Annotated in this window: 23 protein-coding genes and 1 pseudogene; 14 read left to right on the top strand and 10 right to left on the bottom strand. The window is 68.7% G+C overall.

All coding sequences use genetic code 11. The annotated features are described in order from the left end of the window. On the bottom strand, positions 1–808 hold an 808-nt coding region (locus tag IE267_RS38735; RefSeq protein ID WP_189766500.1), incomplete at its 3' end, for a beta-ketoacyl synthase N-terminal-like domain-containing protein. 378 nt (positions 809–1186) lie between these two features. Between IE267_RS38735 and IE267_RS38740 the strand changes: the two genes are divergently transcribed. The 3 genes from IE267_RS38740 to IE267_RS38750 all read left to right on the top strand — a co-directional run bounded on the left by IE267_RS38740 (position 1187) and on the right by IE267_RS38750 (position 3287). Then, the gene (locus tag IE267_RS38740) at positions 1187–1564 is read left to right on the top strand and encodes a YybH family protein (protein WP_161245703.1); all 378 of its coding nucleotides are present in this window, start codon (positions 1187–1189) and stop codon (positions 1562–1564) included. Between the two features lie 152 nt (positions 1565–1716). Beyond that, positions 1717–2133, top strand: coding sequence for a YybH family protein (locus IE267_RS38745; protein ID WP_189766501.1), 417 nt, complete (start codon positions 1717–1719; stop codon positions 2131–2133). A gap of 419 nt (positions 2134–2552) precedes the next feature. After that, positions 2553–3287, top strand: coding sequence for an SDR family NAD(P)-dependent oxidoreductase (locus tag IE267_RS38750; RefSeq protein ID WP_229861674.1), 735 nt, complete (start codon positions 2553–2555; stop codon positions 3285–3287). 52 nt (positions 3288–3339) lie between these two features. On the opposite strand, the gene IE267_RS38755 is transcribed toward IE267_RS38750, so the two are convergent. Beyond that, positions 3340–4257 carry a ScbA/BarX family gamma-butyrolactone biosynthesis protein gene (locus IE267_RS38755; RefSeq protein WP_268251652.1) on the bottom strand — a complete coding sequence of 306 codons (918 nt, stop codon included), beginning with the start codon at positions 4255–4257 and terminating at the stop codon, positions 3340–3342. A gap of 140 nt (positions 4258–4397) precedes the next feature. Between IE267_RS38755 and IE267_RS38760 the strand changes: the two genes are divergently transcribed. From IE267_RS38760 to IE267_RS38770, 3 genes are all read left to right on the top strand, one after another. Next, on the top strand, positions 4398–5045 hold the full coding sequence (locus IE267_RS38760; RefSeq protein ID WP_189766503.1) for a ScbR family autoregulator-binding transcription factor: 648 nt from the start codon (positions 4398–4400) through the stop codon (positions 5043–5045). A 251-nt stretch (positions 5046–5296) separates the two neighbouring features. Next, entirely contained in the window at positions 5297–6451 is a 1155-nt protein-coding gene (locus IE267_RS38765) for an IS701 family transposase (protein ID WP_189766504.1), read from the top strand. Between the two features lie 95 nt (positions 6452–6546). Beyond that, positions 6547–7446: an AfsR/SARP family transcriptional regulator gene (locus IE267_RS38770; RefSeq protein WP_229861675.1), complete on the top strand. Its 900-nt coding sequence runs from the start codon at positions 6547–6549 to the stop codon at positions 7444–7446. Between the two features lie 185 nt (positions 7447–7631). Here the strand turns inward: IE267_RS38770 and IE267_RS38775 are convergent, their stop codons facing one another. Together IE267_RS38775 and IE267_RS38780 are read right to left on the bottom strand one after the other, a co-directional pair. After that, on the bottom strand, positions 7632–8768 hold the full coding sequence (locus tag IE267_RS38775; RefSeq protein ID WP_229861678.1) for a phospholipase D-like domain-containing protein: 1137 nt from the start codon (positions 8766–8768) through the stop codon (positions 7632–7634). A gap of 564 nt (positions 8769–9332) precedes the next feature. Next, positions 9333–10541, bottom strand: coding sequence for an MFS transporter (locus IE267_RS38780; protein ID WP_189766506.1), 1209 nt, complete (start codon positions 10539–10541; stop codon positions 9333–9335). A 107-nt stretch (positions 10542–10648) separates the two neighbouring features. On the opposite strand from IE267_RS38780, the gene IE267_RS38785 reads away from it, so the two are divergent. The 3 genes and pseudogenes from IE267_RS38785 to IE267_RS38795 all read left to right on the top strand — a co-directional run bounded on the left by IE267_RS38785 (position 10649) and on the right by IE267_RS38795 (position 12386). Next, positions 10649–11551, top strand: a complete 903-nt coding sequence (locus IE267_RS38785) for a LysR family transcriptional regulator (RefSeq protein WP_189766507.1) — start codon at positions 10649–10651, stop codon at positions 11549–11551. A 50-nt stretch (positions 11552–11601) separates the two neighbouring features. Continuing rightward, positions 11602–11780 (top strand): annotated as a pseudogene (locus tag IE267_RS38790) (IS5/IS1182 family transposase); the annotation flags it as partial. Between the two features lie 138 nt (positions 11781–11918). Then, positions 11919–12386: a hypothetical protein gene (locus tag IE267_RS38795; protein ID WP_189766508.1), complete on the top strand. Its 468-nt coding sequence runs from the start codon at positions 11919–11921 to the stop codon at positions 12384–12386. A 437-nt stretch (positions 12387–12823) separates the two neighbouring features. On the opposite strand, the gene IE267_RS38800 is transcribed toward IE267_RS38795, so the two are convergent. Next, complete coding sequence (locus tag IE267_RS38800; protein WP_167151157.1) at positions 12824–13390, bottom strand: VOC family protein; 567 nt, start codon at positions 13388–13390, stop codon at positions 12824–12826. Positions 13391–13719: 329 nt separating this feature from the next. Between IE267_RS38800 and IE267_RS38805 the strand changes: the two genes are divergently transcribed. Continuing rightward, positions 13720–14304 (top strand): DinB family protein, encoded by a 585-nt coding sequence (locus IE267_RS38805; protein WP_189766509.1) that lies wholly within the window; start codon positions 13720–13722, stop codon positions 14302–14304. Between the two features lie 168 nt (positions 14305–14472). On the opposite strand, the gene IE267_RS38810 is transcribed toward IE267_RS38805, so the two are convergent. The 4 genes from IE267_RS38810 to IE267_RS38825 form a co-directional block, all read right to left on the bottom strand. Beyond that, complete coding sequence (locus IE267_RS38810) at positions 14473–15048, bottom strand: Imm21 family immunity protein (RefSeq protein WP_229861676.1); 576 nt, start codon at positions 15046–15048, stop codon at positions 14473–14475. A gap of 77 nt (positions 15049–15125) precedes the next feature. Next, positions 15126–15392 (bottom strand): hypothetical protein, encoded by a 267-nt coding sequence (locus tag IE267_RS38815; protein WP_189766510.1) that lies wholly within the window; start codon positions 15390–15392, stop codon positions 15126–15128. A gap of 71 nt (positions 15393–15463) precedes the next feature. Continuing rightward, entirely contained in the window at positions 15464–15709 is a 246-nt protein-coding gene (locus IE267_RS38820; protein ID WP_189766511.1) for a hypothetical protein, read from the bottom strand. 824 nt (positions 15710–16533) lie between these two features. Further along, positions 16534–17658 carry an FAD-dependent oxidoreductase gene (locus IE267_RS38825; RefSeq protein ID WP_189766512.1) on the bottom strand — a complete coding sequence of 375 codons (1125 nt, stop codon included), beginning with the start codon at positions 17656–17658 and terminating at the stop codon, positions 16534–16536. Between the two features lie 107 nt (positions 17659–17765). Between IE267_RS38825 and IE267_RS38830 the strand changes: the two genes are divergently transcribed. The 4 genes from IE267_RS38830 to IE267_RS38845 all read left to right on the top strand — a co-directional run bounded on the left by IE267_RS38830 (position 17766) and on the right by IE267_RS38845 (position 22426). After that, positions 17766–18491 carry a TetR/AcrR family transcriptional regulator gene (locus IE267_RS38830; RefSeq protein WP_189766513.1) on the top strand — a complete coding sequence of 242 codons (726 nt, stop codon included), beginning with the start codon at positions 17766–17768 and terminating at the stop codon, positions 18489–18491. Between the two features lie 505 nt (positions 18492–18996). Continuing rightward, on the top strand, positions 18997–20298 hold the full coding sequence (locus IE267_RS38835) for a uracil-xanthine permease family protein (protein WP_167155831.1): 1302 nt from the start codon (positions 18997–18999) through the stop codon (positions 20296–20298). After that, the gene (locus IE267_RS38840) at positions 20295–21719 is read left to right on the top strand and encodes an amidohydrolase family protein (protein ID WP_189766514.1); all 1425 of its coding nucleotides are present in this window, start codon (positions 20295–20297) and stop codon (positions 21717–21719) included. The genes IE267_RS38835 and IE267_RS38840 overlap by 4 nt, the downstream gene beginning before the upstream one ends. After that, positions 21716–22426: a sulfite exporter TauE/SafE family protein gene (locus tag IE267_RS38845; RefSeq protein WP_189766515.1), complete on the top strand. Its 711-nt coding sequence runs from the start codon at positions 21716–21718 to the stop codon at positions 22424–22426. The genes IE267_RS38840 and IE267_RS38845 overlap by 4 nt, the downstream gene beginning before the upstream one ends. On the opposite strand, the gene IE267_RS38850 is transcribed toward IE267_RS38845, so the two are convergent. Then, on the bottom strand, positions 22410–23453 hold the full coding sequence (locus IE267_RS38850) for a LacI family DNA-binding transcriptional regulator (protein WP_189766516.1): 1044 nt from the start codon (positions 23451–23453) through the stop codon (positions 22410–22412). The two genes, IE267_RS38845 and IE267_RS38850, sit on opposite strands and share 17 nt — an antisense overlap. Between the last annotated feature and the right edge of the window lie 2 nt (positions 23454–23455).

The following is a 23455-nucleotide window of genomic DNA, read 5'->3' on the forward strand; positions in this document are numbered from 1 at the left end:
ACCACGCCGTACCATCCGCCCCCGCCCCAAACGACTTGATCCGCCCATCAGGCGCCAGACCACGCAGTCGGGAGAACTCCACGAACGCGACCGGGGTGGACATCACGGTCGCGCCACCGGCGAGCGCGAGATCGCACTCGCCGCGGCGCAGCGCGTTGGCGGCCAGGTGCAGGGCCACGAGGGAGGAGGAGCATGCCGTGTCGACGGTGACGGCAGGGCCTTCGAGACCGTACGTGTAGGAGAGCCGGCCGGAGGCGATGCTGCCCGCGCTGCCGCTGAACAGATAGCCCTCGGTGTTCTCGGCAGGCAGGCCGGGCCGGGAGCCGTAGTCGTTGTACATGATGCCGGTGAACACTCCGGTACGGCTGCCCCGGAGTGCTTTGGGGTCGATGCCGGCCCGCTCGAACGCCTCCCACGCGGTCTGCAGAAGGAGGCGCTGCTGCGGGTCGGTGGTCAGCGCCTCGCGCGGCGACATCTCGAAGAACGAAGCGTCGAAACGATCGGCGTCATGGAGGAAGCCGCCCTCCCGGCTGTAGCTGGTGCCCGGTGTGTTCGGGTCCGGGTCGTAGAGCCCGTCGAGGTCCCAACCCCGGTTCTCGGGGAAGGGGGTGACGGCATCGACTCCCTCGCTCACCAGTTGCCACAGATCCTCCGGCGAGGCCACCCCACCGGGGAATCGGCACGCCATCGAGACGATCGCGATCGGCTCACGCTGCCTGTCCTGCACCTCTTGAAGCCGGCTCCGCGCGTCGCGGGCGTCCGCGATGGCTCGCCTGAGGTAGTCCCGGAGTTGGTCCTCGCCGGCCATGTGCTCAGCTCCCTGTGTGGTGTTGGTGGGCCGTGGTGTTCGTGCGTCGTGGTGTTCGTGCGTCGTGGTGATCGCAGGCCGTGAGGTTCGTCGGCCAGTGCGGTGGACGGACGCGGTCGCGCGCCGACTGCCCTGGTCCGCGATGCGCGGCGTCGGCCTTTCGCGTAGCCGTGCGACGCGGCGAATACCAGCGTGAGTGGGTGATCGTAACGACGGGTCAACCACACCTCGGTAATCGTGCGGAGAGCGGCGGGCCAAGTCCGCTGTATTACTTCACAATGAGCATGTGGTTGTTTCCTCATCGGTATTCTCTGCCGGGTCCACCGGACTCGGAATGCCGTCCTGTCCGGCGGGAACAGGAAAGGGAGATGTCTCAGCATGACGCAACTCACCAGTGACGTCGACAAGCACACCGCACTCTACGTCGAGGCATTCAATTCGGGCGACGCGGATGCGGTCAACGCGATGTACACCGAAGAAGCCGTGGCCGTGTGGGAGCCGGGAGTCGCGCTCACGGGAAAGGCCAGGATCGACTCGGTCAAGGAATTCCTCGCCGCCGGGCCGAAGATGACGGCCGTGGTCCGACAGTCCTTCGTGACCGGCGACACCGCTCTGCTGATCGTGGACTGGAAGATCGACACCACGGACGCCGACGGCAAGCCGGAGCACCTCACCGGCGTCGGAGTCGACGTGCTGCGGCTCGGTACGGACGGCCACTGGCGCTATGCCATCGACGACCCGTACGGCGAGAAGTGAGTTGAGCGCGGGGACGCGGAACCATCCGTCCCGTGCGCGAGACGCTCGACGATGAGCAAGGCACCGACAGCTGCCGGAGGGGAAAGAACCCGCCTCCGGGACCAGCGGTGCCCAACCTGTCCAGTCAATGAGGAAGTAGGGTCTGCATCTCCATGGCCATCACTGTCGACATCGATTTCGACAACCCGGATCTGACCGACGACACCGACCTGCAGAACGAGATCTTCCTGCAGGTGTTCAACTCGGGTGACGGCGAGCTGTTCGACAAGCTCTATCGCGCCGATGCGATATCCAATTTCTCGGGCGAGCCGCTGACCGGAGCGGCTCGGCTGAAGTTCTTCAAGGAATTCCTGGCCTCGAAGCCTTCGCTCCAGGCGACGGTCACCCACTCCTATGTGGCCGGCGACGTGGCCCTGATCGGCGTGCAGTACACCATCGACGGCATCCAGGCCGACGGTGCGCCCCTGCACCTGGAGGGGACCTGCACCGACGTGCTGCGCCGCGTCGAGGACGGGCGCTGGCTCATGGCCGTCGACAGGCCGGTCGCGGGCAGCCTGCTGCCGGAGTAGGCACGCGCTCCCGCCATGGACGCGGACGGGTCTCCCGCGCCGGAGCGAGTACCGCCCGGCGCGGGAGGGTCCGCCCTTCCGGCGTCGATGAACCGGCTGTTGCCGCGAGATGGAGGGGCGATTCCCTCCGCCGTGCCTCATGTGCTGCGCGCCTCGGGACAGCGCGGCTGCTGCCCGCACGTCCATCGCGGTCCGAGGGCTGGTCGGGCCCGGGGCGCCAGTGGAGCGGGAGCCGCTTGAACCACGTCGCGGCCGAGGGGTCGCTCAGGTGATGGCCGTGGCGGGCACGGATCGGGGCCACACCTCGCCGGGGAGCATCGGCCAAGTGCCGCGCGGGGAGGCACAGTTCCGCCCGTGGCCCGGGTACCTGCGCATGCCACACTTCCGCTGTGAACAGTGATCTTCTTTTAAACAAGGTAGTGCTCATCACGGGTGCCAGCAGCGGCATCGGGGAGGCGGCGGCACGGGTGTTCGCGCAGGAGGGCGCGATCGTGGTCCTCACCGCCCGCAGAGCGGATCGGCTGGCCGCCCTGGTCGGCGAACTGCGCGACAAGGGTGCCGAAGCGGCCTGCGTGGTCGGTGACGTGTCCGTCGCCGACGACATGGCCAAGGTTGTCGACTTCGCCGTCACCGAGTACGGGCGGCTCGACTCGGCGTTCAACAACGCGGGGATCGGCGGTGATCGCAGCCCGCTGCACCTGATGTCCGACGACGTCTACGACACCATCATGGACATCAACGTGCGGGGCGTCTTCAACTGCATGCGGCACGAGATAGCCGCGATGCTGCCTCACGGCGGCGGCTCGATCGTCAACAACAGCAGCGTGGGCGGCCTGGTGTCGATCCCCACGGCCGCCCCCTACATCGCCTCGAAGCACGCGGTCGTCGGCCTCACCAGGGCGGCGGCCGACGAATACGCCAAGCAGGGCATCCGCGTGAACGCGATCGCTCCCGGCACCACGCGCAGCGAGATCACCGCCGACTGGTTCGGCCGCAATCCCGGCCTTGAGGAACTGGTCAACTCCGCTACTCCGCAAGGACGTACGGCACATCCCGACGAGATCGCGGCCGCGGCCGCCTGGCTGCTCAGCGACCGGTGTCCGTTCCTGACCGGCACCGTGCTGCCGGTGGACGGCGGCTACGTCAACCAGTGACGGCACCGCCCCGGTCGGGGACCGTGGCCCCCGGCCGGGGCAGGGGCGGCCGTCAGCAGGTCGTGCCGGTGAGTTCCACGATGAACGCGCTCTCGCCGTCCTGGGTACCAGTGATCAGGACGGCGACCTGGCCGTGGCGGGGACCGGGGAGCGGCTCGGCCAGAATCGAGCAGGGCGAGTCGAACTCCACGTACTGCGAGAAGTTCGAGGTGAGGCCGGAGGGTACGAAGTGCCGCGGCGCCAGCAGCGCACGGGCGGCCTGGTCGGCGGCCTCCAGCAGGACCGCTCCCGGCACGTGGTCGACGGCGTGGTCGAAGAGCATGCGGTCGCGAATGTCGTTGCGCAGTAGCCAGCGGTTCGGTGCGCCGTCCGCCGCGAGGACCACATCGCCGTCCGTGGACCGGCCGACGAGCCCCGGGTCGGCGGGCGCCGGCAGCGGCCAGTCCCCCCACACCACGTCGAGTTGGGCCCCGCGCAGCCGTCGGTAGGCCCGGGGGGATATCCAGGCGAACTCCAGATCCGCGCCGGCCACGACGGCACCGGCCCGCAGGATCTGGAAGTCCATCCTGAGCATGTCGGTGGCGCGTCCCGGCCGTCTCGTATCGGACACGATCGTGCGGATGTCCAGGCTGGAGGGCGCGTCACGGAAGTCGTGCAGAGCGGGCTGCATCGTGAAGTTCATGTTGTGCAGCAGCGTCTGATGCGTCAGCGGAACGCCGTATTCGGCATGGGCGACGATGAGACCGCACTGCCGGACCGTTTGGACGAGTACCCGGGGTTCGTAGGCCAGCTCGCCCGGCGAGGCCGGCCAACTGGCACAGAGTCTGAACTCGTGCTCCGCGATGCGCCTGTAGCCCGTGACGAACATGGCGCTCTCGTCTCTGAGATGAGCGTACTCATGGAGTGGAGACGTCTGCTGCGCGACGGAACGGGCGCACGGGTCTTCTAAGCAATACGTAGCTGCGGTCATGTTCGGCAGAACTCCCCTGGCTTCGGTGATGAGCTGGGAAAACCTTGATCAACTTGTAAAGTACCGGACCACCGTTAGGTTTTGGGGACGGCCAGGGTGAACTTCACATGCTGGTAAAGAGCTAGTCAAGGGAGTTGTGAGTGTCGAGGCAGGAAAGATCGATTCGCACCCGTGCGGCCATCCTGGAGGCGGCGGCCCGTCTGTTCAACGAGTTCGGCTACGAGGCCACGACCATCGGCGTGCTCACCGAGCGCATAGGACTCACGCGGGGCGGCCTGTACTTCCACTTCACGTCGAAGGAGCAACTGGCCCGGGGAGTGCTCGACGAGGCGGTGACCGTCGAGGGCCTTCGTCCGCAAACCCTCAAGCTGCAGGAGTGGGTCGACCTGGCACTCCTCATCGCCTACCGCCTGCCCAGGGAGCCCATACTCGGCGCCGCCATCCAACTGTCCGTCGACCCCACGGCCCGCGGCCTGTTCGGCACGCGCTGGCCGGATTGGATCGCCCTGCAGACCGAGATGCTCGCCGAGGCGAAACAGCGGGGCGAGGTGCTCCCGCACATCGATCCGGCGACTCTCGCCCGGCTGTTCGTCGGAGCCTGGACCGGTGTGCAACTGGTCACGGGCACCTTGGAGAACCGCACACTTCCCGACGAGATCTCCAGCCTGCTCGACCTGTTGCTCCCCAGTGTCGCGAGTGACGCCGTACGGACGACGCTCGACACCTCTCCGTCCCGTGCCGTACACCTCCTCGCGCAGGCACGTGGCTCAGGGGACACGTGCGACTGAAGAGGCTGCCGCACCCACGCCACCGCTCGCCGCGTACGCCGCGACGGAGCGGGCACCGCCACGATGCGGGTACCACACCGCGCAGGGACGGAGAGCGTGCCGCCACACGATACGGTCTCACCGAAACTACCGAACGGACGTCCTTTTTAGTGAGGACCTGCGTCCTTTGCCGGGCCGGGGCGAGGGCATTTCGCGTATCGCGGGGGGACGGGGCGGTGGCGGCACTACCGGCCAGGCATACGGAAGGAACCATGAGGCGGCATCAGTTACACCCGGCCGACACCAACGGGGAGTCGGTCTTACCGACCGGCCTCGGCGCGGAACTGAGCGCGCGGCTCTTCGAGTCGCTGCAGCGCAGCGGACAGCGCCTGAACGCGGAGCAATACGTACGGGGGCTGCTCACGCTGCCGGGACGCAAGACACTGCGCAACATCGCGGCACAGTTCGACGGTGTCGCGGCGCAGCAGCGGGTCCACCATTTCATCAGTACGTCACCGTGGGACTGGATGCCGCTCCGGCGCGATCTCGCCGACTACGCGCGACAGGCTCTCATGCCCGACGCGTGGGTGATGCGGCCCACCGTGATCCCCAAGTCCGGTCTGCATTCGATCGGGGTGGGCCAGCACTATCTGCCGGACGTCGGTCGCCTCGTCAACGGCCAGCAGGCGGTGGGGACATGGCTCGCCTCCGGCCAGGCCGCCCTGCCGGTCGACTGGCGACTGCGGCTGCCCGAGCGGTGGCTGGAGAGCCCCCTGAGGCAGCGTGCGAACATCCCGGACGGCGCCATGCCCGGCACGCTCGAGGAATGCGTGGGCGAGGCGGTGACCGAGGTCGCGGCCGCCGGCAACCCCCCGCACTGTCCCGTCGTAGTCGACGCGGACGGGGTGGACGGGGTGGCGCTGGTCCGGCGTCTCTCCACGCTGGGCATCCAGTCCCTGGTGCGCGTGCCCCCGGACACGCAACTACGGCTCGACCGGACGGCGTTGCCCAAGTACGGGGACGGCGAGCGCGCCGCTGGTGAGCTCACCACCTCCTTGACCCGCCTGCGCCAGCGGGTGCATCCCGGCGACAGCCGCACCACGGCCTCGGTCATTCCGGTCGTCGCGGCCTCGTCCTCGCGGGGCGCGTCATTGCTCCTGATACGAAGATGGTCCCCGGCCGGACTACCGGACGAACGCCTTTGGTTGACGCCCGTGGGCACGTCGTCGCTGGCATCCGTTCTCGCGCTCACCCGGCTGCCGGACATCGTCGCGCGGGACTTCGCGGCAGTCTCCGAGAGGGTGGGAATGCGCGACTTCGCGGGCCGGTCGTATCCCGGCTGGCACCGCCACATCACGTTGGCCTGCATCGCGCACCTGGTGGCCGTGCTGGGGCCGGGCGACACTCCGCGGAGTACGAGGGGCTGACGGTGACCCGCACCCCCGAAACACCTAATTACCATCCGGTAACTTGACACTCTCGCCCATGCACATGCCAGGTCAAGGGAGCCTCTTCTTTACGTTTGGATCACACCAAGGCCGACATGGGCGCCCACCGCGCCAGGACGGGAGTGTGCGTGATGCGGTTCAACCTCATTGGCTCGTTCGAGATCACCACCGATGGCGGTGAGACGTTCGCCCCGAAGGCGCCGAAACTCTGCCAGATCCTCGCCGTTCTGGCTCTCCAGCCGTCCGAGGCGGTGGGCTCGGACATCCTGATCCGCGAGCTCTGGGGGGCGAGCTCCCCCAGCGGCGCCCCGAGAACCCTCCAAACGCACGTCTACCACACCCGCAAAATGCTCCGTGAGGCCGATATCACCTCGCCGCAGCGGGAGTTGTTGCTCACGCAGGCGCCGGGGTACCGCCTGCTCGCGTCCGAGGACGAGATCGACGTCTGCCTCTTCGAGCGGCTTGTCCGCAGCGCTCAAAGCGATCTCGCCCAGGGCGCACCGGAGCGCGCCTCCGCCGACCTCAAGCGCGCGATGGCGCTGTGGCGGGGCCCCCTGCTGAGCAACGTCCCCACGGGAGACGTGCTCGCGGGCCGGATCGCACACGTCGAGGAACTCCGCATCCGTGCACTTGAGTTGCACGTCCAGACAGAGAACGCGCTCGGCCGGTACCGGGAGCTGCTGCCCGAGCTGCGCACTCTCGTGAACGACTACCCCTTGCACGAGTGGTTCCACGAACAGCTCATCAGGACCCTGCACCTCGCCGGCCGTCGCGGCGAGGCCCTCAAGGCGTACCAGCACCTCTACTACCTGCTCGCCCAGGAACTGGGTCTGGCGCCCTCCGAGGAGATCCAACGGCTCCAGGGCGAAATCCTCGCGGTGAACTCCGTGGACGTGCCGCAACTGCGCCGCCCGCGGGAATCGGGCCCGGTCGGCGGCCCCGCCCCCTTCTGGGCGGCCAACGTCGCCAGTTGAGGCCGAGCATCCCGGGCCCCGAGCACCGCGAGTTCCCGGGACCCGGCTCTGCCGTCCTGGGGGCCCGGAGTGGCATTCCGCCCCGGGCAGCCGACAACGTGGGCCTCAACGGTGTCGGCGTGCTGCTGATGAAGCAGCAGTATTCGCTCCTGTGCACATGGGCAAGGGGAATCGACCACCCCCGCTCACAGAAAGCGGCGGATCGGGAGGACTGCGGCCTCCTTGGCGCGCTGAACGATGGAGCGCCGCTTCCAGCGTCCTCGCGTGATGAGTGCGCTGTGTTCCAGGTCCTCCGTGAAGTGGCTGTCCAGCTTCGCCGTGAACGTCTGGTCCAACACAGCGAGCATCACTTCTTCGTCGTGGTCCAGCGAGCGGCGGTTGAAGTTCGTCGAGCCGACCAGAGCCATAGTCCGGTCGACGGTGACGACTTTGGTGTGCAGCATCGTCGGCTGATACTCGAAGATCTTGACTCCGCAGGCGGTCAGGTCCTCGTAGTAGTGCTGCCCGGCCAATTGGCAGACCCGCTTGTCGGTGTAGGGACCTGGCAGCAGAATCTCGACCTCGACCCCGCGACGGGCGGCTGCGCACAGCAGCTCGATGAAGTACACGTCGGGCGCGAAGTAGGCCGTGGCCATCCGGATCCGTTCCTCCGCCGACTCGATCACTGTCCGGAACAGAGTCTGCATGTCCTGCCAGCCGAAGCTGGCAGAGCCGCGCACCACCTGCACGACAGCGTCGCCCTGGGGAACGTGGGAGGCGAACCGGTCGCGCTCGTCGAAGAGTTCCTCGTGGCACTCAGCCCAGTTCTGCGCGAACGCGGCAGCCAGCCCGTCCACGGCCGGCCCCCGCACCTGGACATGAGTGTCGCGCCATTCACTCGGATTGCGGGCATCTCCACACCACTCCTCGGCAATGCCGACACCACCGGTGAACGCCGTTTCCTCGTCAACGACCAGGACTTTGCGGTGACAGCGGTGGTTCTGCTTCAGCGGCGACAGATAGAGCGGCTTACGGAACCACGCCACCCGCACTCCGGCACGCTCCATCAAGTCCAACTGCTCCTTCTCGATGAGCCGGCTCCCGAACCCATCCAAAAGAAGCCGCACCCGCACTCCCTGCCGCGCCCGCTCCGCGAGGGCATCCGCGAACCGCTGAGCGATGTCGCCCTTCCAGTAGACGAATGTCATCATGTCGACCGTGTGCCGGGCGGAATTGATCCCGTCCAGCATGGCGGAGAAGATCTCGTCACCATTGCGTAGCGGCGTCAAGGAATTGCCCTCGGTCGCGGCAATCCCTATGAGTCTCTCCAGTCGGCGTCTCATACGCCGGGCCCGCTCCTCAAGAACCGAGTTCGACTCCCCGACGGCGGTCTCACCGACCGCCGGCAGCCGGACAGCCTCAGTGTCTGCTGCCACCGCTACTGCCGCTTCCGCGGAAGCACCGTGTGCATGCGTCATGTTCGAACCTTCCCCAAACGCTGACCAAGAGGACAAACCAGGACGGCCGTAGCCAGGATCGCCGGAGGTGCCGGACAGCCGACTCAAGAGGCCTGCACGGTTCACACATCCAGCCGATCCAGGAACCCCCGCTTCGACGAGTCCGATACACCCGGAGTTGCTGGCTGCATCGGCGCCCATCGCCTCCTGTCCACTTCAGCCGCCGCCATGCACCAGCAGCTCCACCTGATTGTCGCCTCAGCCAACGAGCGCCAGATCCGGGAGACCGGCACGTTGGTGACACCGCTGTGGAGTTGTGGCGCTGGTGGCTGGCCGCGAGCGGTGCCGTGAGGCCGGTGGGCGTAGTCGTGAGGGACTCCCCCGGCCTTCTCGGGCCCCCACCCGCCAGCCCTGAACCGGGATGGCGGGCGGGAGCGTCCTGGCCCCGGCTCAGAGTCGCCCGGACGAGGGGGCCTTCCCCAGCGCGGTCACCGCAAGGGCCGCGACGGCGAGCGCGCCGCCCAGCCACATCACCGCGGTGGCCCCGGCGCCGTCCGCGACCAGTCCACCGGCCAGCGCACCCAAGGCGATCGCAGCGTTGAAGACGCCGACGAACAGCGAAGAGACGGCCTCACGAGCCCGGGGGGCCGAAGCCAGCAGCCAGGTCTGGGTACTGACCGACACACCTCCGTAGGACAGGCCCCAGACGGCGAGAAGCACGCCCGCGGTCAGAAGGGAGCCACCGAGCACCGGTACCAGCACGACCGTGGTCGCCAGCACCGCGCTGATCACCATCAGGGTGCTGCGCGGTGACCGTCCGGCACCCGCGCCGGCCGCGAAGTTGCCCGCCACACCGGCCATTCCGTACACCAGCAGCAGCGTGCCGATCGTCCCGGCGCTCGCCCCCGAGACCTCTTCAAGGACGGGGCGCACATACGTGTACGCGGCGAAGTGACCGGTGACAAGGAGGGCCACCACGCCGAGGCCGGTCCGTACGCGCGCCTCTCCGCACAGCCGCATCACACCGCCGAGCCGCACCTCCTGCTCGGCGGGCAACCGCGGCAGCAGGACCGCAAGGGCGACCAGAACCACCAGCGCCAGCGCACCCACGGCGATGAACGCCGTTCGCCAGTCGGCCAGTTCGCCGATGTACGTACCCGCAGGAACGCCGAGCACCGACGCCAGCGCGATACCGCTGAAGATCAACGAGGTCGCGGATCCAATGGCCTTCTGCGGCACCAGGCGTGCCGCCAGGCCCGCCGCGATCGCCCAGACGCCACCCATGCCGATGCCGACCAGGACGCGGGCGGTCACCATGACGGCGAAGTTCGCAGACCAGGCGGCGAGCAGGTTGCCCGCGGCCAGAACCGCCATCAGGGCGCACAGCACCGTCCGTCGGTCGAACCGTCCCAACAGCGGTGTCAGCAGCGGCGCCGACACCGCACCCACCACACCGGTGACGGTCAGGGTCAGCCCGGCGGTGCCCCCGCTCACCTTCAACGCGGACCCGATGGGCGTCAGAAGCCCCACGGGCAGCATCTCGGACGTCACCACCGTGAACGTCGCACTCGCGACAGCGGCGACGCCCAGCCGGCCGTGGGGCGCCGAGCGCACCGGCAGCACCCCATGGGTGCGCGCAATTTCCTCAGTTCGTGCCATGCGACCAGCCAACCCATCCCGACCTGCGGGAAAAACGGCTGATCCCTCATCCTTCGATAAGCGTGACTACTCGATCGGCGCATGGGCGGCGGTGTAGAAAGGGAGCCATGAGCGGTGTCGAGATCCGCGAGCTGGAGTCATTCCTCGTGCTCGCCCAGGAGTTGCACTTCGGGCGGGCAGGTGAGCGGCTGTACATCTCCCAGAGCCGGGTCAGCCAGTTGCTGCGATCCCTGGAAGGCCGCATCGGCGCCCCGCTCGTCGAACGCACCAGCCGCCGGGTGTCCCTGACTCCGCTGGGCGAGAGCTTCCTCGCCGGTCTGCGCCCCGCATACGATGCCCTGCGCGCCACGGTCGACGAGGCGCGGGCCGCCGCCCGGGGCATGGGCGAGGCGCTGCGCATCGGCTTCCAGGGAACCGTCGACGACGACCTCGGCGAGGCGATCGCCCGGTTCGGTGACCGGTATCCCGACTGCGCGATCGACATCGTCGAGATCCCCCTCTCCGACCCCTTCGGACCGCTCCGCCGCGAGGAGATGGACTGCGCGGTGGTCCTGCTGCCGGTGGCCGAGGACGATCTTGTCCTCGGCCCGGTCTTCTCCCGGCAGCCGCAGACCCTCGCCGTGTCGGTCCGGCACCCCTTCGCCGCCCGGGAGTCGGTCTCCGCCGAGGAGCTGGCCGACTGTCGGCTCATCCACATCGACGGCGGCGCACCCGCGTACTGGCGGCAGGCACAGGCGCCCGACCTGACCCCGGGCGGCCTCCCGATACCGTCCGGACCCAGTGTCAACACCCTCCAGGAGGGGCTGAGTCTGGCGGCGGCCAACCGTGGCGTCATGCTGCTGTGCCGATCCACGGCCGAGTACCACGCGCGCCGCGACTCGGTCATCTTCGTCCCGGTGCGGGGCCTGCCCGTCTCCGAGCTGGGCCTCATACGTCACCGCCTACGGCCCTCCGCGCAGGCGGAAGCCTTCGCACTGGCGGTCGGCGAGACCACCGGAACGGCGAACTGACCTCCCGAGAACGCCGGAAGACCCTCGCCGCGCGAGCGCCGCTCGACCCAGGCCGGGCAAGACCCCTCGACGTTGATGTCACCGCGGGTCAGGCGACGACGCGCCTGCGTTCGAGCCGGTCATGGCCCGCATCGGAATCCCGCGCGCCGGCCTGAGCGGGCCACGAACGCGACCCCCGAGGTCGTGCTTGCGGACCGGCCCTACTCATCACGCGCAATCCACTGCCATCATCGGAACTCTCGGCAGGGCCCGAGGGCCGTGGCCATGGGCCGTGGCCACGGGCCGTGTCGCAACTACCGGGGAGGAAGGAGGGGCGGCGATGGTGGGACGGTGGAGGCGGGGCCATGAGGACGTCCATCAGCCGAGTGTGGAAGAGATCCTGGAGGTGATGGATCTGCTCCCGGGCCCCGAAAGGGAGGATCGGATCGCGCTGGCGATCGACGCGAACCGGTACGCGTTGCGGGGAGATGCGCCACGGACCTCGACGGCTGACCTTCGGGTGATGCTGGAACAGCTGGAGAGTGAAGGGACGGTCCGGCGCTTCGCCCCCGGCACGCTCGATCTTCCGCAGTTCGGCCCACGCTGGTGGTCAACGGCCAGGGCGCGGCAAAAGGACGAGGAGCGCCAGGCGGCAGCGGGGCGGTCTTCGGACGCCGATGTGAAGCCGCTGCCGACGCGGGGGCGCCGCGGGGCGGAGATCTCGGAAGCTCTCCGGGAGGAGCGGACCAATGGAGGCAGCCCTTTGAAGAGGGCCGCCGACGCCACGCTGGAGGCGAATCGGCGTAGATACCAGGAGTACCGGCGCCGCTCAGGCGGCGAGGGCGGGGCCAACTGAGGCGGTCAGCGCGGCAGTTGGAGCCCGCCGCCCACATGATGATCCGCGCCGAGAGTCCCGCCCCGCCGCGCAAGGCGCGCTGCATGCGGCAGTCGGCGCGGTGACCGGCGCCTCGTGCCAGGTGCTGGCCGCGGCGACGCACCACGATCAGGGGCACGCTTGCCTGGCACGTCACGCAGGAGGGCCACGATGTGCCGTGCCCGCAGGCCGAGCTGAACGCCCGCCGTTCCAGGAGCGTTCCCCGATGCTTCGGGGCCGGTCCGATGCTTCGCGGCCGGTCCGCGGTGCCCGGTGCCAGTGCCGCCCGCTGAGGGCTGCGGGCAGCCGGTCACAGGTGGCAGTGGCACCGCCTCGAACGCGATTCCCGCCGGACTAACCGGGCCACAGCCGCCGCCGCTAACGGCTCTTTCGGACCAGGACGCCCCACAGGATGACGGTCAGCGCCAGCGATTGTTGCTGGTGTGGTCACCGGCGACCCAGCGGGCGAGGTCGGCGTGTGCGGTGGCGCGCTGCTCGGCGTCGATCTTCTCCACGTCGGGGTGGTCGACGGCGAACTCCAAGATCAGCCCGTTGGGGTCCGTGATGTACAGCGAGACACAGAACCCGTGGTCGATCACATGGGGATTCGCTTCCGCGGGGCCGGCTGCGCGGATGCGCTCGCGGATGGCTTCCTGTACATCGGCCTCGACCTTGAAGGCTATGTGGCGCAAGGGAGTTGAGTTGATGCTGGTCCTGAATTCCTCTTGGTCCTTGGCGTCGGCGAACTGGAAGAAGGCGAGCGCACTGCCGTCGGCCAGCCCGTAAAGGGCGTGACTGTAGGTGCGTTCGGCGCCGGCCATCACCTCGCGCTCGGTCCACGTGGCCACCAAGGGCAGGCCGATCACGTCCTCGTAGAAGCGCCGGTTGGCTTCCTGGTCGTCGGTGATCCAGGCGTGGTGATGGAGCCGCAGGGGCAGGGCCTCTGACTGCGCCTGGGGCCGGGGCTCCGTCTGCGTCTGCGTCATGTCGAGTCATCTCCCGTACGTAGAAGGGGCGTTGGGTCGGTCGCCGGGAAGAGCTGGTCGGCGACGCCCTGAACAGCATGCCTCCAGATCCGGTTGAACGTTAAATCAATTTGAGCCATGCTTGCGGTGGGCCGCCAGGGTCGGCAACCTGCATGGACGGCCGCGCAGGCCTAACAGGGCCCTGGCAGGGCCTCTCACGTCGCGCGTTTCGTGAGCTTCTTGCGACAACAGCTGCTTGCAGTGGCGATGGCCACGCCGGCTCTATCGGTCGCTGCGGTCCACATACGGGATCTTGAGGCCACAAGCAGCCCATGGCAGGCTCATGGCGCATGATCGACGAATTTGCGAAGGACAACCTGCACGGGAGACTGCGGCGGGACCGTGAGGCACTGCTCTGGAAGCTCGACGGCTTGTCCGAATATGATGCTCGCCGCCCCTTGACGGCGACTGGGACCAACCTCCTCGGCCTGGTCAAACACGTGGCCGGCGTCGAGGCCAGGTATTTCGGCGAAGTCTTCGACCGGCTCTCCCCGGAACCGCTGCCCCGGTGGCAGGACCACGACGGCAACGACCTGTGGGCAACCGAGGACGAGACGCGCGGTCACATCATCGAGTCCTACCGGCGCACGTGGGAACACTCAGACGCGACGATCGACGAGCTTGCCCTCGACGCCCCCGGCCACGTGCCGTGGTGGCCGGAGCCTCATTCCAACACAAACCTGTTCGCCATCCTGGTTCACGTCCTCGGCGAGACCAACCGGCATACCGGGCACGCCGACATCCTCCGTGAAGGCGTCGACGGCCGAACGGGAATGCGCCCCGAGCATGAGATGCAGATCGATGAGGACGCCCGCACCGCCTATTGCGCGAAGATCGAGCAGGCCGCCAGATCGGCCGCCGCAGCCAAGGCATAGAGGTTCACCTTCAACAGCAGCATCCCCGCCCACCCCACGCGCGTTTCCCACCTCAAGCTGGACACCGACCGGAATCAGCCCGCCGTCGCCGACCGATGGGGCCGTCGGAGCCGTCACAGCGCGGCCCACGCGGCCGAGGTGGCCCGCCGATCGGACGGCGGAGACCAGCTACGCAGGAATGAGCTGGACGATCCCCACCCACGGAAGGTCGCCCGTCGTGTGAAATGCGCGAACGCTCCAGCGTCCTGCCGGCACGGAAACCTGGGCCTGTTCCGGCAAGCGCTCCTGATCCGGGTACTTCACGGCCAGGTCAGCTCCGGCTACAGCGGAGTCCATGAGAACCGCTGCCCCATCGATCTCCCAGACACCACAGTCTTCCCAGTCGGTCGCGGGGTCCTCGATGACGGCCTTGGCAGCTTCAAGCAGCTCGGCATCGGAGTTGGCGGCCAGCCATCGCAGGAAGATGTTCAGCTCAGGGAGGTAGCAGGTCGTGGCGGGCTCGTCGGCCAACACCAGACCGAACCCGTCGGTGCCGACCTCGACAATCCCGGCCCAGCCCGCCACGTCACATGCACGGTCGTAGTCGTCGGGAACATCGGTGCCGCCGACGATGACTCCGTCATCCGTGCATCCGGCCCACTGGTCCAGCACAGAGACCGGGATAACGATCAAGGGGCCACCCATCGACCGCACCCAAGCGAGATCGGCACGGAGGTGACGAGAGGCATTGCGAGATGCGGACATGTGGTCAGTCTGCACGTGCCCACTGACACCACCTGAAGCGCTATGCCAGACCCACGGTGCGATCACGGCACGTTGTGTCAAGCAGCAGCCCGCAGGCCCTGGCGGTGGAGGACATAGTCGGGGTGGTAGCCGAAGTGCTCACCGAGTTCTGTGAATCTGGCGTACTGCTCGTGGGAGACGGTGCTTTCAGCGATCAGGAGGGTCTCAAGGAACAGGCGGCAGGTGAGGTCGGGGGCGGTGGCCATGGCTGCCTGCTCCAGAGCGGTGCCCGCTCCTTCGGTGAGGGCAGCGTGGAGAGTCGCGGCGTCCAGGACGGCTCGGCATGCCTGGACTTCGTGCAGCACAGACGTGCAGGTTCCCTGCCCTGAGGCACGGTGGCCAGTGTCTGCGGCTCGCCACCCTACCCTTCAGAAGATCAGCCTTCGACAGCGACGAAGGTGAACTCCCCGTCGTACACGACCGCTTCGTTGTACCCGAAGCTCTCGCCGATTGCCTCGAAGCGGGCGAGCTGACCGCTGGTGATGGGGATCCACAATGCCTTCAGTGCACGCAGGAAGAGACGGAAACCGAGGTCGGGATCCGTCTCGGACACGAGGTGCTCGAGAGCGGGGACGATGCCCGGTACCGAGCCATACGGGTTGAACTGGTCTGCCGCGGTCAACGCCGTCCCTGCCTGCCTGCCTGATCTCGTCGAGAACGATCTCCCGCAGTTCCCAGCCGACGACTGGCTCCAGGACGGGTGTCTGGCCCAGTCGACCGTGGCAGACTTCCCTGATCTGCTGCAGCCAGTCACGCGCGTCGACTCGTGCCCGGTCGATGTCGTAGTTCAGCCCCGTGGCAGCCGGCCAGAGCGCGGCAATCTCTTCCGAGGTCAGGCTGGAGTCCAGCAGACGCTGGGAGCCCCGCCAAAGAGTCGGCACGTAGAGCCCGCCACTCCAATCGGGAACCTCGGCCACCACGTCGACGGGTTCATTCTCCCAAGGGCCTTCGAACCACCTCGTCAACCCACTGAGTCCGTAGTCCACCCAGATGTTTCGGCGCTCTTGTGTCACGTTGTCGAGTCTCCTGCTCACCGTACTGCGCGCCAGGCCGGGGCGGACTTCGGAAGCGGGAAAGCAGTGTAGACCGTCACCAAGGTGAGTGCGGGCTGTACTTCAGCGCAATGAGCGTCTTCCAAGTCGACCGCGAGACCAGCCAGTTGATGGGATTGGGCAGCTGCACAGAACGACGAAACGGCTGGTATACGGCTCTCGAACGAGGTCACCTGTGTCTGCCAGGACATCACGCGCTGGTCCACCCACCGTCGGTCGATCTGTCCAGCCGTAGCGTGCGGTTCCTGACGGAGTAAATGGGCGCCCGACGGGCGGAGATCGGACGCGACGGCGGCCCCTCCCACCGCACGTCAGGCCGTGCCCACTCTCGCCCTCCGGTCGGTATGTCCACGACCGGGCGGGCTCCCTCGCCCGCATGAGGTGAATGTCGGTCTCAGGACAGTTTCGCTTCGGGGGCGAAGGCGGGTAGCTTCTCGAGGCTGCTGCGCACGGCCTCGGCGCCGTACTCGAACATCTGCCGCTCGTAATCGTCGACCGCGCCGAGCAGGTCCCGGCGGCCTTCGCCCGCCTCGATCAGGCAGCGGCGCAGCAGCTCGGCGTCGCGCAGCGCGGTGTTCGCGCCGTTGCCGCCCGTCGGAGACGTGGCGTGGATCGCGTCGCCGAGCAGCGTGACCGGGCCGGACGCCCAGCGATCGCCGGGCTTGACGGCGCGGATGGACAGCAGCGTGCTGTTGTTGGGGTCGGCCTGCTGGATCAGCGTGCGCAGCTCCGGGTGCCACCCTTCCATCCTGGACAGCACGGCGTCCTGCGCGGTCAGGTCCTCCAGCGAGCCGTTCGGCGGCAGGATCATGGCCCAGCGCACGTAGTCGCCGATGTCGGGCAGTGTGACGTCGGGGGCCAGTTGCTCGGCGGCCTGTTTGGGTGGGGTGCGGAAGCGCATCGCGCCGAGCAGCAGGCTGACGCCGCCGTCCGTGATCTTCGAGCCGTACGCCGTGGACAGCGCGGCGAACTCATCGGTCAGCGGGGTGCGGCCGATGACGAATCGGACGCCGGTGTCGGTCGGGGTGGTCCGGGGCGAGAGCACCCGGCGGACCGCGGAAGTGACGCCGTCCGCGCCGACGAGCAGGTCCGCGGTGGCCGGGTCACGGCGGGCGAACCGGGCTTCGACTTTGCCGTTGGCCAGCACGTGGTAACCGGTCAGGGCCGCGCCGGTGTGCACGGTGAGGCCGGTCAACAGCAGGTGACGCAGCACCTGCCGGTCGACCACGATGCCGGTCCGGCCGGCGCCGAGCCTGCCGATCTCGTTCAGCTGCGGGTCAAGGATCAGCTGCTCGGCGGAGGCGTCCACGACGATCTCGTCCAGCAGCGGGTGCCAGCGCGTCGGCAAGCAGTCGCGCACCGCCTGGAAACCGGTCGGATTCAACACCAGCCGGTACCCCTGGAACCGAGCGCCGATCCCCGGGTCGCGCTCGAACACATCGGCCTCGATACCGGCGCCCCGCAGACCCTGTGCGAGGGCCAGCCCCCCTAGTCCGGCTCCGACAACGGCAACTCGCATGACGTACCTCCACGACATCGACCAGGACACCGATACGAACTTAGTTCGCTCAAGCGATCTAAGTTCTACTTAACGAACATTGTTCGTGTCAAGCTATAGTGGTCGGCATGACCGCCGATCCCCGCCAACGCCGTTCAGCTCGCCACGCCCAACCCACGGCGGAGTCCGCCGTGACGGCACCGCGCAAGAAGCCGATCACCGTCGCACGGATCACCGACGCCGCCCTGGAAGTCGTCGCCACCGAGGGGTACGACGCGCTGACCATTCGCCGGGTCGCCGCCGTGCTCGGCACCGGTCCGTCGTCGCTGTACGCGCACATCGTCAACAAGGACGACATCGACGATCTGCTGATCGGCAGGCTCTACGCCGAGGTCGTGCTCCCTGAACCGGACCCGACTGCCTGGCGCGAGCAGTTGCTCGGGGTGTACACACAGATCCGCGACCTGTACCTGCGATACCCGGGCGTCTCGCGCGCCGCACTGGCCATGGTGCCGACCAATCTGGAGACGCTGCGGGTCGGCGAAGGCGTCCTGGCGATCCTGCTCGCGGGCGGAATCGAGCCGAGGACGGCCGGTTGGGCCCGCGACGCGCTGTCCCTGTACGTCAGTGCCTACGCGCTGGAGCAGTCCCTGGTCCGGCAGCGGCGGCGGCACCCGGATCAGGAATGGGTGCTCAGCGACGAGGAGTTGCTGGACCGCTTCACCGCACTGCCCGCCGAGAAATTCCCGCAGACCCGACGCCATGCCGCGGAGCTGATCTCCGGCACCGGGCACGACCGCTTCGAGTTCACCCTCGGCCTGCTCATGAACAACCTTCGACCGACGTCCGGTTGACCTGAACGCGCGGCGGCCTCAAGAAGAGGCAGAAGCTGTGCCCCCACTGCGCCCAGCGGTCGAACAGGCCTCGGCACTGCTCGACTTCGAGCGCCGCAACCAGGCTCAGGCACCGCTGTGGAGGGAGGCCCGCCCCACTCCTCCGGCTCCTCTCTGCTCGTCCTCACCCTTGACGTCGCTTCTCCGTCGTCCCCATACTGACGGCCAAATCGATTTGGCCGCTCGTATATGGCTCCCGTCCGGGCCGCTCCACGGCTGAATTCCGCGCACGCGACCCGAACGGAGCTCGCACGTGTCCCGTCCCCGCCGCTCCCCGCCCGCCGCCCCTGAACGAGTCACCGCCCCGGACCTCGCCCCCGCCTCCCCCTCCCGTCCGGAATCCGAGGACACACCCGCAGCCACGTCTCGTGCGGCGGGAGGGGACCTCTCCCCCGAGGCCCCCTCCCGTCCGGAATCCGGAGAGCCATCTCCCCACCCCGTCGACGAATCCCGCCCGTTGGGCCGGATAGCGCTCTTCGGTGTGCAGCATGTGCTGGTCATGGCGGCCACCCCCATCTCCGCCATCTTCCTGATGAGCGCCACCCTGCGGCTTAACGCGGGGCTGACCGTCGACCTGTTGTCCGCCGCCTTCGTGCTGTCCGGCGTGGGGTCGTTGATCCAGTCCGTAGGGATCTGGAAGTTCGGGCCCCGGCTGCCGTTCGTCATGCTGCCGGGTGGCGCGCCGCTGCTTCTGTTCCTCTCCATCGCGGACCAGCACGGCCTGCGCGTCGCGGCGGGCGCGGTCGTCCTCACCTCCCTCTTCACCTTCGCCGTACTGCCCTTCTTCGCACGGCTGTTGAAGTTCTTCCCGCCCCTCGTCATCGGCACGATGATCGTGATCGTCGGCGTCAATCTGGTGAAGGTCGGGGCACTTCTGGTCACGGGACGTCCCGGGGAGCGCGGCTTCGCCGATCCCGGCCATCTCGCGCTCGGCATGGCGACCATCGGGTTCACGGTCGTCTTCCATCTGCTCTTCAGGGGAGTCCTGCGTCAACTCTCCGTCATGCTCGGCCTCATCGCCGGTACGGTCCTCGCCCTGTGCCTCGGGGACGTGAGCCTGGGCCACCTCGGCCAGGGTGGCTGGGTCGACGTGCCGCGGCTCGTGCCGTTCGGCTCGCCCCAGTTCGACGTGCTGGCCGCCCTGCCGCTCATGCTCTACAGCCTGGCCTCGATGGCGGAGGCCACCGGTCAGACCGTCATCAACGCCGAGGCGGTGGGCAAGGAGATAGACCAGCGGGTGGCCGTGCCCAAGACCGTCCGCGGCGACGCACTCGTCTCGGCGGTCGGCGGCCTGTTCGGGATGCCGTTGATGGTGACGAGCGGGGAAAACATCGGGATCGTCCGCGTCACCGGCGTGCGCAGCCGTTTCGTCACGGCCGCAGCCGGTGTCCTCCTCATCGTCATCGGCTTTCTCGCTCCGGTGACCCGGGCCATCAGCGTCGTACCCGCCCCGGTCGTCGGGGGCACCTCCATGGTGGTCTTCGCGGTGATCGCCGTACTCGGCGTGCACATGCTCGCCCGCTGCGACTTGGACCGGCACACCAACACGTTCATCTGTGCCGTCGCGCTCGCGCTCGGCCTGCTGCCCATCCTCGTGCCCGACGTCTATCAGGGGCTTCCCTCCACCGCCCGCATCCTCCTTGAGAGCGGCGTCGCGGTCGGCGCGTTCGTCGCGGCCGTCCTCAACGTCCTCTTCCACCACGTCGGACCGGCCATCGCCGCCCGTCTGTCCGTACGCCTCAATCCGCGCACCGAAGGCAGCCGATGAACCAGCTCACCAAGGAACGGCTGCGCAAGCGCGGCCCTCTCCTCCTCATCCCCGACGCGGTCCTGCTGCCTGAAGGAGTCATGGAGTTGTACGCGGTGGTCGTCTCCGCGGGCTCGTTCGAGGCCGTGGGACCGACCGAGGAAATAGAGCGTACCTATCCGCATCTTCGGGCCCTTCGTCTGCCGGGTCACCTGCTCATGCCGGGCTTCGTCGACAGCCATCACCACCTCACCCAGAGCTTCGGCGCGGGCCTCGCCTTCGGTGAGCCCTCTGAGATATTCCGCCGAGTGTGGGTGCCCCTCGAAGGTGCCCTGGACGAGGAGTCGGCCTATGTGGCGGCGAAACTCGCCGCGTTGGAGTCACTGCGCGGCGGGTTCACCACCGTCACCGACGCCGGGACGCGCGCCGACGTCGACACCGATGTCGTCGCCTGCGCCGCACGGGACGCCGGGGTCCGCTGCGTCCTCGGGTTGATCTGCGACGACACCGGTCCGGGCACCGATTCCGCCGTGGTGCTCGAACGGGCCGAGAAGCACCTGGCCGCCTACACCGACGATCCACTCATCCATCCCTCGCTCGCGATCTCCACCCCGGAGGGTGCCACCGACGCCACCCTGCACGCGGCCGGGCGCCTGGCCGGTGAGGCCCAGACGGTCCTTCAGATGCACGTCAACGAGCATCTGGCGGCGGTCGAACGCTCCCTGCTGCGGCACGGCCTTCGACCCCTTGAACACCTGGACGGCATCAACGCACTCGGCCCGCACATCCTGGCCGCTCACACCACCTTGCTGACCCCCCGCGAGGTGACACTGCTCGCGGACACGGGAACGGCCGTCAGCTACAACCCGGTTGCCAGCGCCTGGAAGGGCAACGCGGTCGCCCCCGCCACCACCCTGGCCGAGCGCGGTGTCCGCTTCGGGATCGGCACCGACGGAACCCGTGGGGACGGGTTCCGGCTCACCGAGGCCGCCGAGTTCGCCCAGCGGCTGGCGTACGGGCTGCCCACCGGGGACTCGTCCTGCGGGGCGGGCTGGACCTGGCTGGAGCACGCCACCGCGGGCGGCGCGGACGCCGTCGGCCTCGGCAGCCGCACCGGCACCATCGCACCCGGTATGGCGGCCGACTTCCTCCTGGTGGACGTCGCCACCCCCGAACTCGCGCTGTCCTGGGACCTGCCCTGGGAGCTGGTGCGCAGGGGCAACCGGGATCAGATCAGCGCCGTGTTCGTGGCCGGCCGCCTGCGGCTGTGGCGCGGGCGGCCCACCGACTGGGACGGCCCCGCGCTCGTACGCCGGGCCACGGGCCTGGCCCAGACCGCCGTGGCCCGGGCGCCCGTCATCCGCGCCCACCTCACCTCGATGACCGCGCGAAGCGCCACCGTGCGCAACACGACGGCACAGAAGCGGAGTACAGCACAGTGACCTCGCAGACACTGGTGATCCTCGCCGTCACCGTGGGGATCGCCGCGTTCGTCCAGGGCGGCAGCGGGCTCGGCTTCGCGCTGATCGTCGCCCCCGTGGCCGGAATCATCGACCCGTCCCTGCTCCCCGTCTTCGTCCTCGCCTCGATGATCCCCCTGAACCTGTACATCACCTGGCGCGAACGCGGCTCACTCGATCTGCGCGGGGCCCGCTGGATCGGGGCGGCGCGGCTGGCCGCGACCCCGGGCGGCCTTGCGCTGCTCTGGCTCATCCCGGACCGCAACATCGGACTGTTCGTCGGTGTCTCCACCGTGCTCGCGGCGCTCGTCAGTCTCGCCGCGCCGGCCTTCGCACCCGGCCGTGCCGCGTACGTCGGAGCAGGCGTGGTAACCGGCCTGACGGAGACCGCGACCGGGGTCGGCGGCCCCCCGCTCGCGCTGGTCTACCAGCACCGGCCCCCCGCCGAGCTCCGCTCCACCGTCGCCGCCTGCTTCCTGGTGGGCGAAGTGGCTTCCCTGGTCCTGCTGTTCGCCACCGGCCAGGGGCACGTAGCCGATCTGGGCTGGGCGGCCGCTCTGCTTCCGGCGATCGCCGCGGGGGCCTGGCTGAGCAGAGTCGTGCATCAGCGGATCGACGCCCGCAGGATGCGCCTGTTCGTCCTCGTCTTCGCCCTGGTCTCCGGAACCGTCCTCATCGTCGGTCCCTGAGGGAGGATGCGCGCGCGACCAGCGTGGGCGCGGGTGCTGCGGCCGGCGTGGGGGCGGCCGTGGCACCCCGTAGGCCGGCGAGCAGCAGCTCCACCGCGTCGGATGCCGCACGGTCCAGGTGCAGATCGACGGCCGTGAGGGGCGGTTGGCAGGTGCGGGCCCGCAGCCCGTCGTAGCGGGTGGCGACCAGGACGTCGTCCGGAATGGAGCGCCCGCTGTCCTGCACGGCCCGCGCCGCCCCCACCGCGAAGGCGTCCACCAACGCGCAGATCGCATCGATCTCCGGGTGCTCGGCGAGCAGCGCCGTACAGCGCTCGTACGCCGCCTGCTCACCCCCCGTCTCGGGCCATGCCTCGACCACGGGCGACCAGTGGTGTTCCGCGGCCAACCGCTCGTACGCGGCGCGGGCGTCGACCGACGAATGCCGGGCTCCCGAGCCCACGATGAGCGCCGGATGCCTGGCCCCCTGCTCTCGCAGATGTGTGAGCAGCACGGTGGCCACCCAGTCGCCCCACAGGTCCACGTACGGCGCTTCGTCGTCCGCGGCCGAGGGTCGGCCCAGCGCGACGTAGGGCAGCCCGCGCCCGCGCAGTTGCGAGACCGCCTGGTCGTCGGCATCGGGCTCGACCACGATGGCCCCGTCGATGTCCAGGGAGTTGAGGGCGGATGCCGACCCCACGGGCGGCACGAGCACCAGCGCGTATCCATGGACGAGTGCGCTCTCGGCGGCGGCAGCGGCCACCTCCATGTAGAACCCGAGCCTCGACGGCCCGCCGGCCACCGCGAACGGCATGGACGACACCAGCGCGATGGCCTTCGCCTGTCCGGTACGCAGCCGCTGCGCACGCAAGTTGGGGCGGTATCCGAGCTCCTGGGCGATCTCCTTGATCCGCTCCCGGGTCCGGGGATCGACCTTGCCCAGACCGTTGAGTGCGTGTGAGACCGTCGTACGCGACACCCCCGCGACGCGCGCGACGTCGGCGATCGTCGGTGGCTTGGAACCGGGTGCGGAACCGGAAGCGGGCATCT

The organism is Streptomyces xanthochromogenes, assembly GCF_014650455.1.
Classification (GTDB): Bacteria; Actinomycetota; Actinomycetes; order Streptomycetales; family Streptomycetaceae; genus Streptomyces; species Streptomyces xanthochromogenes.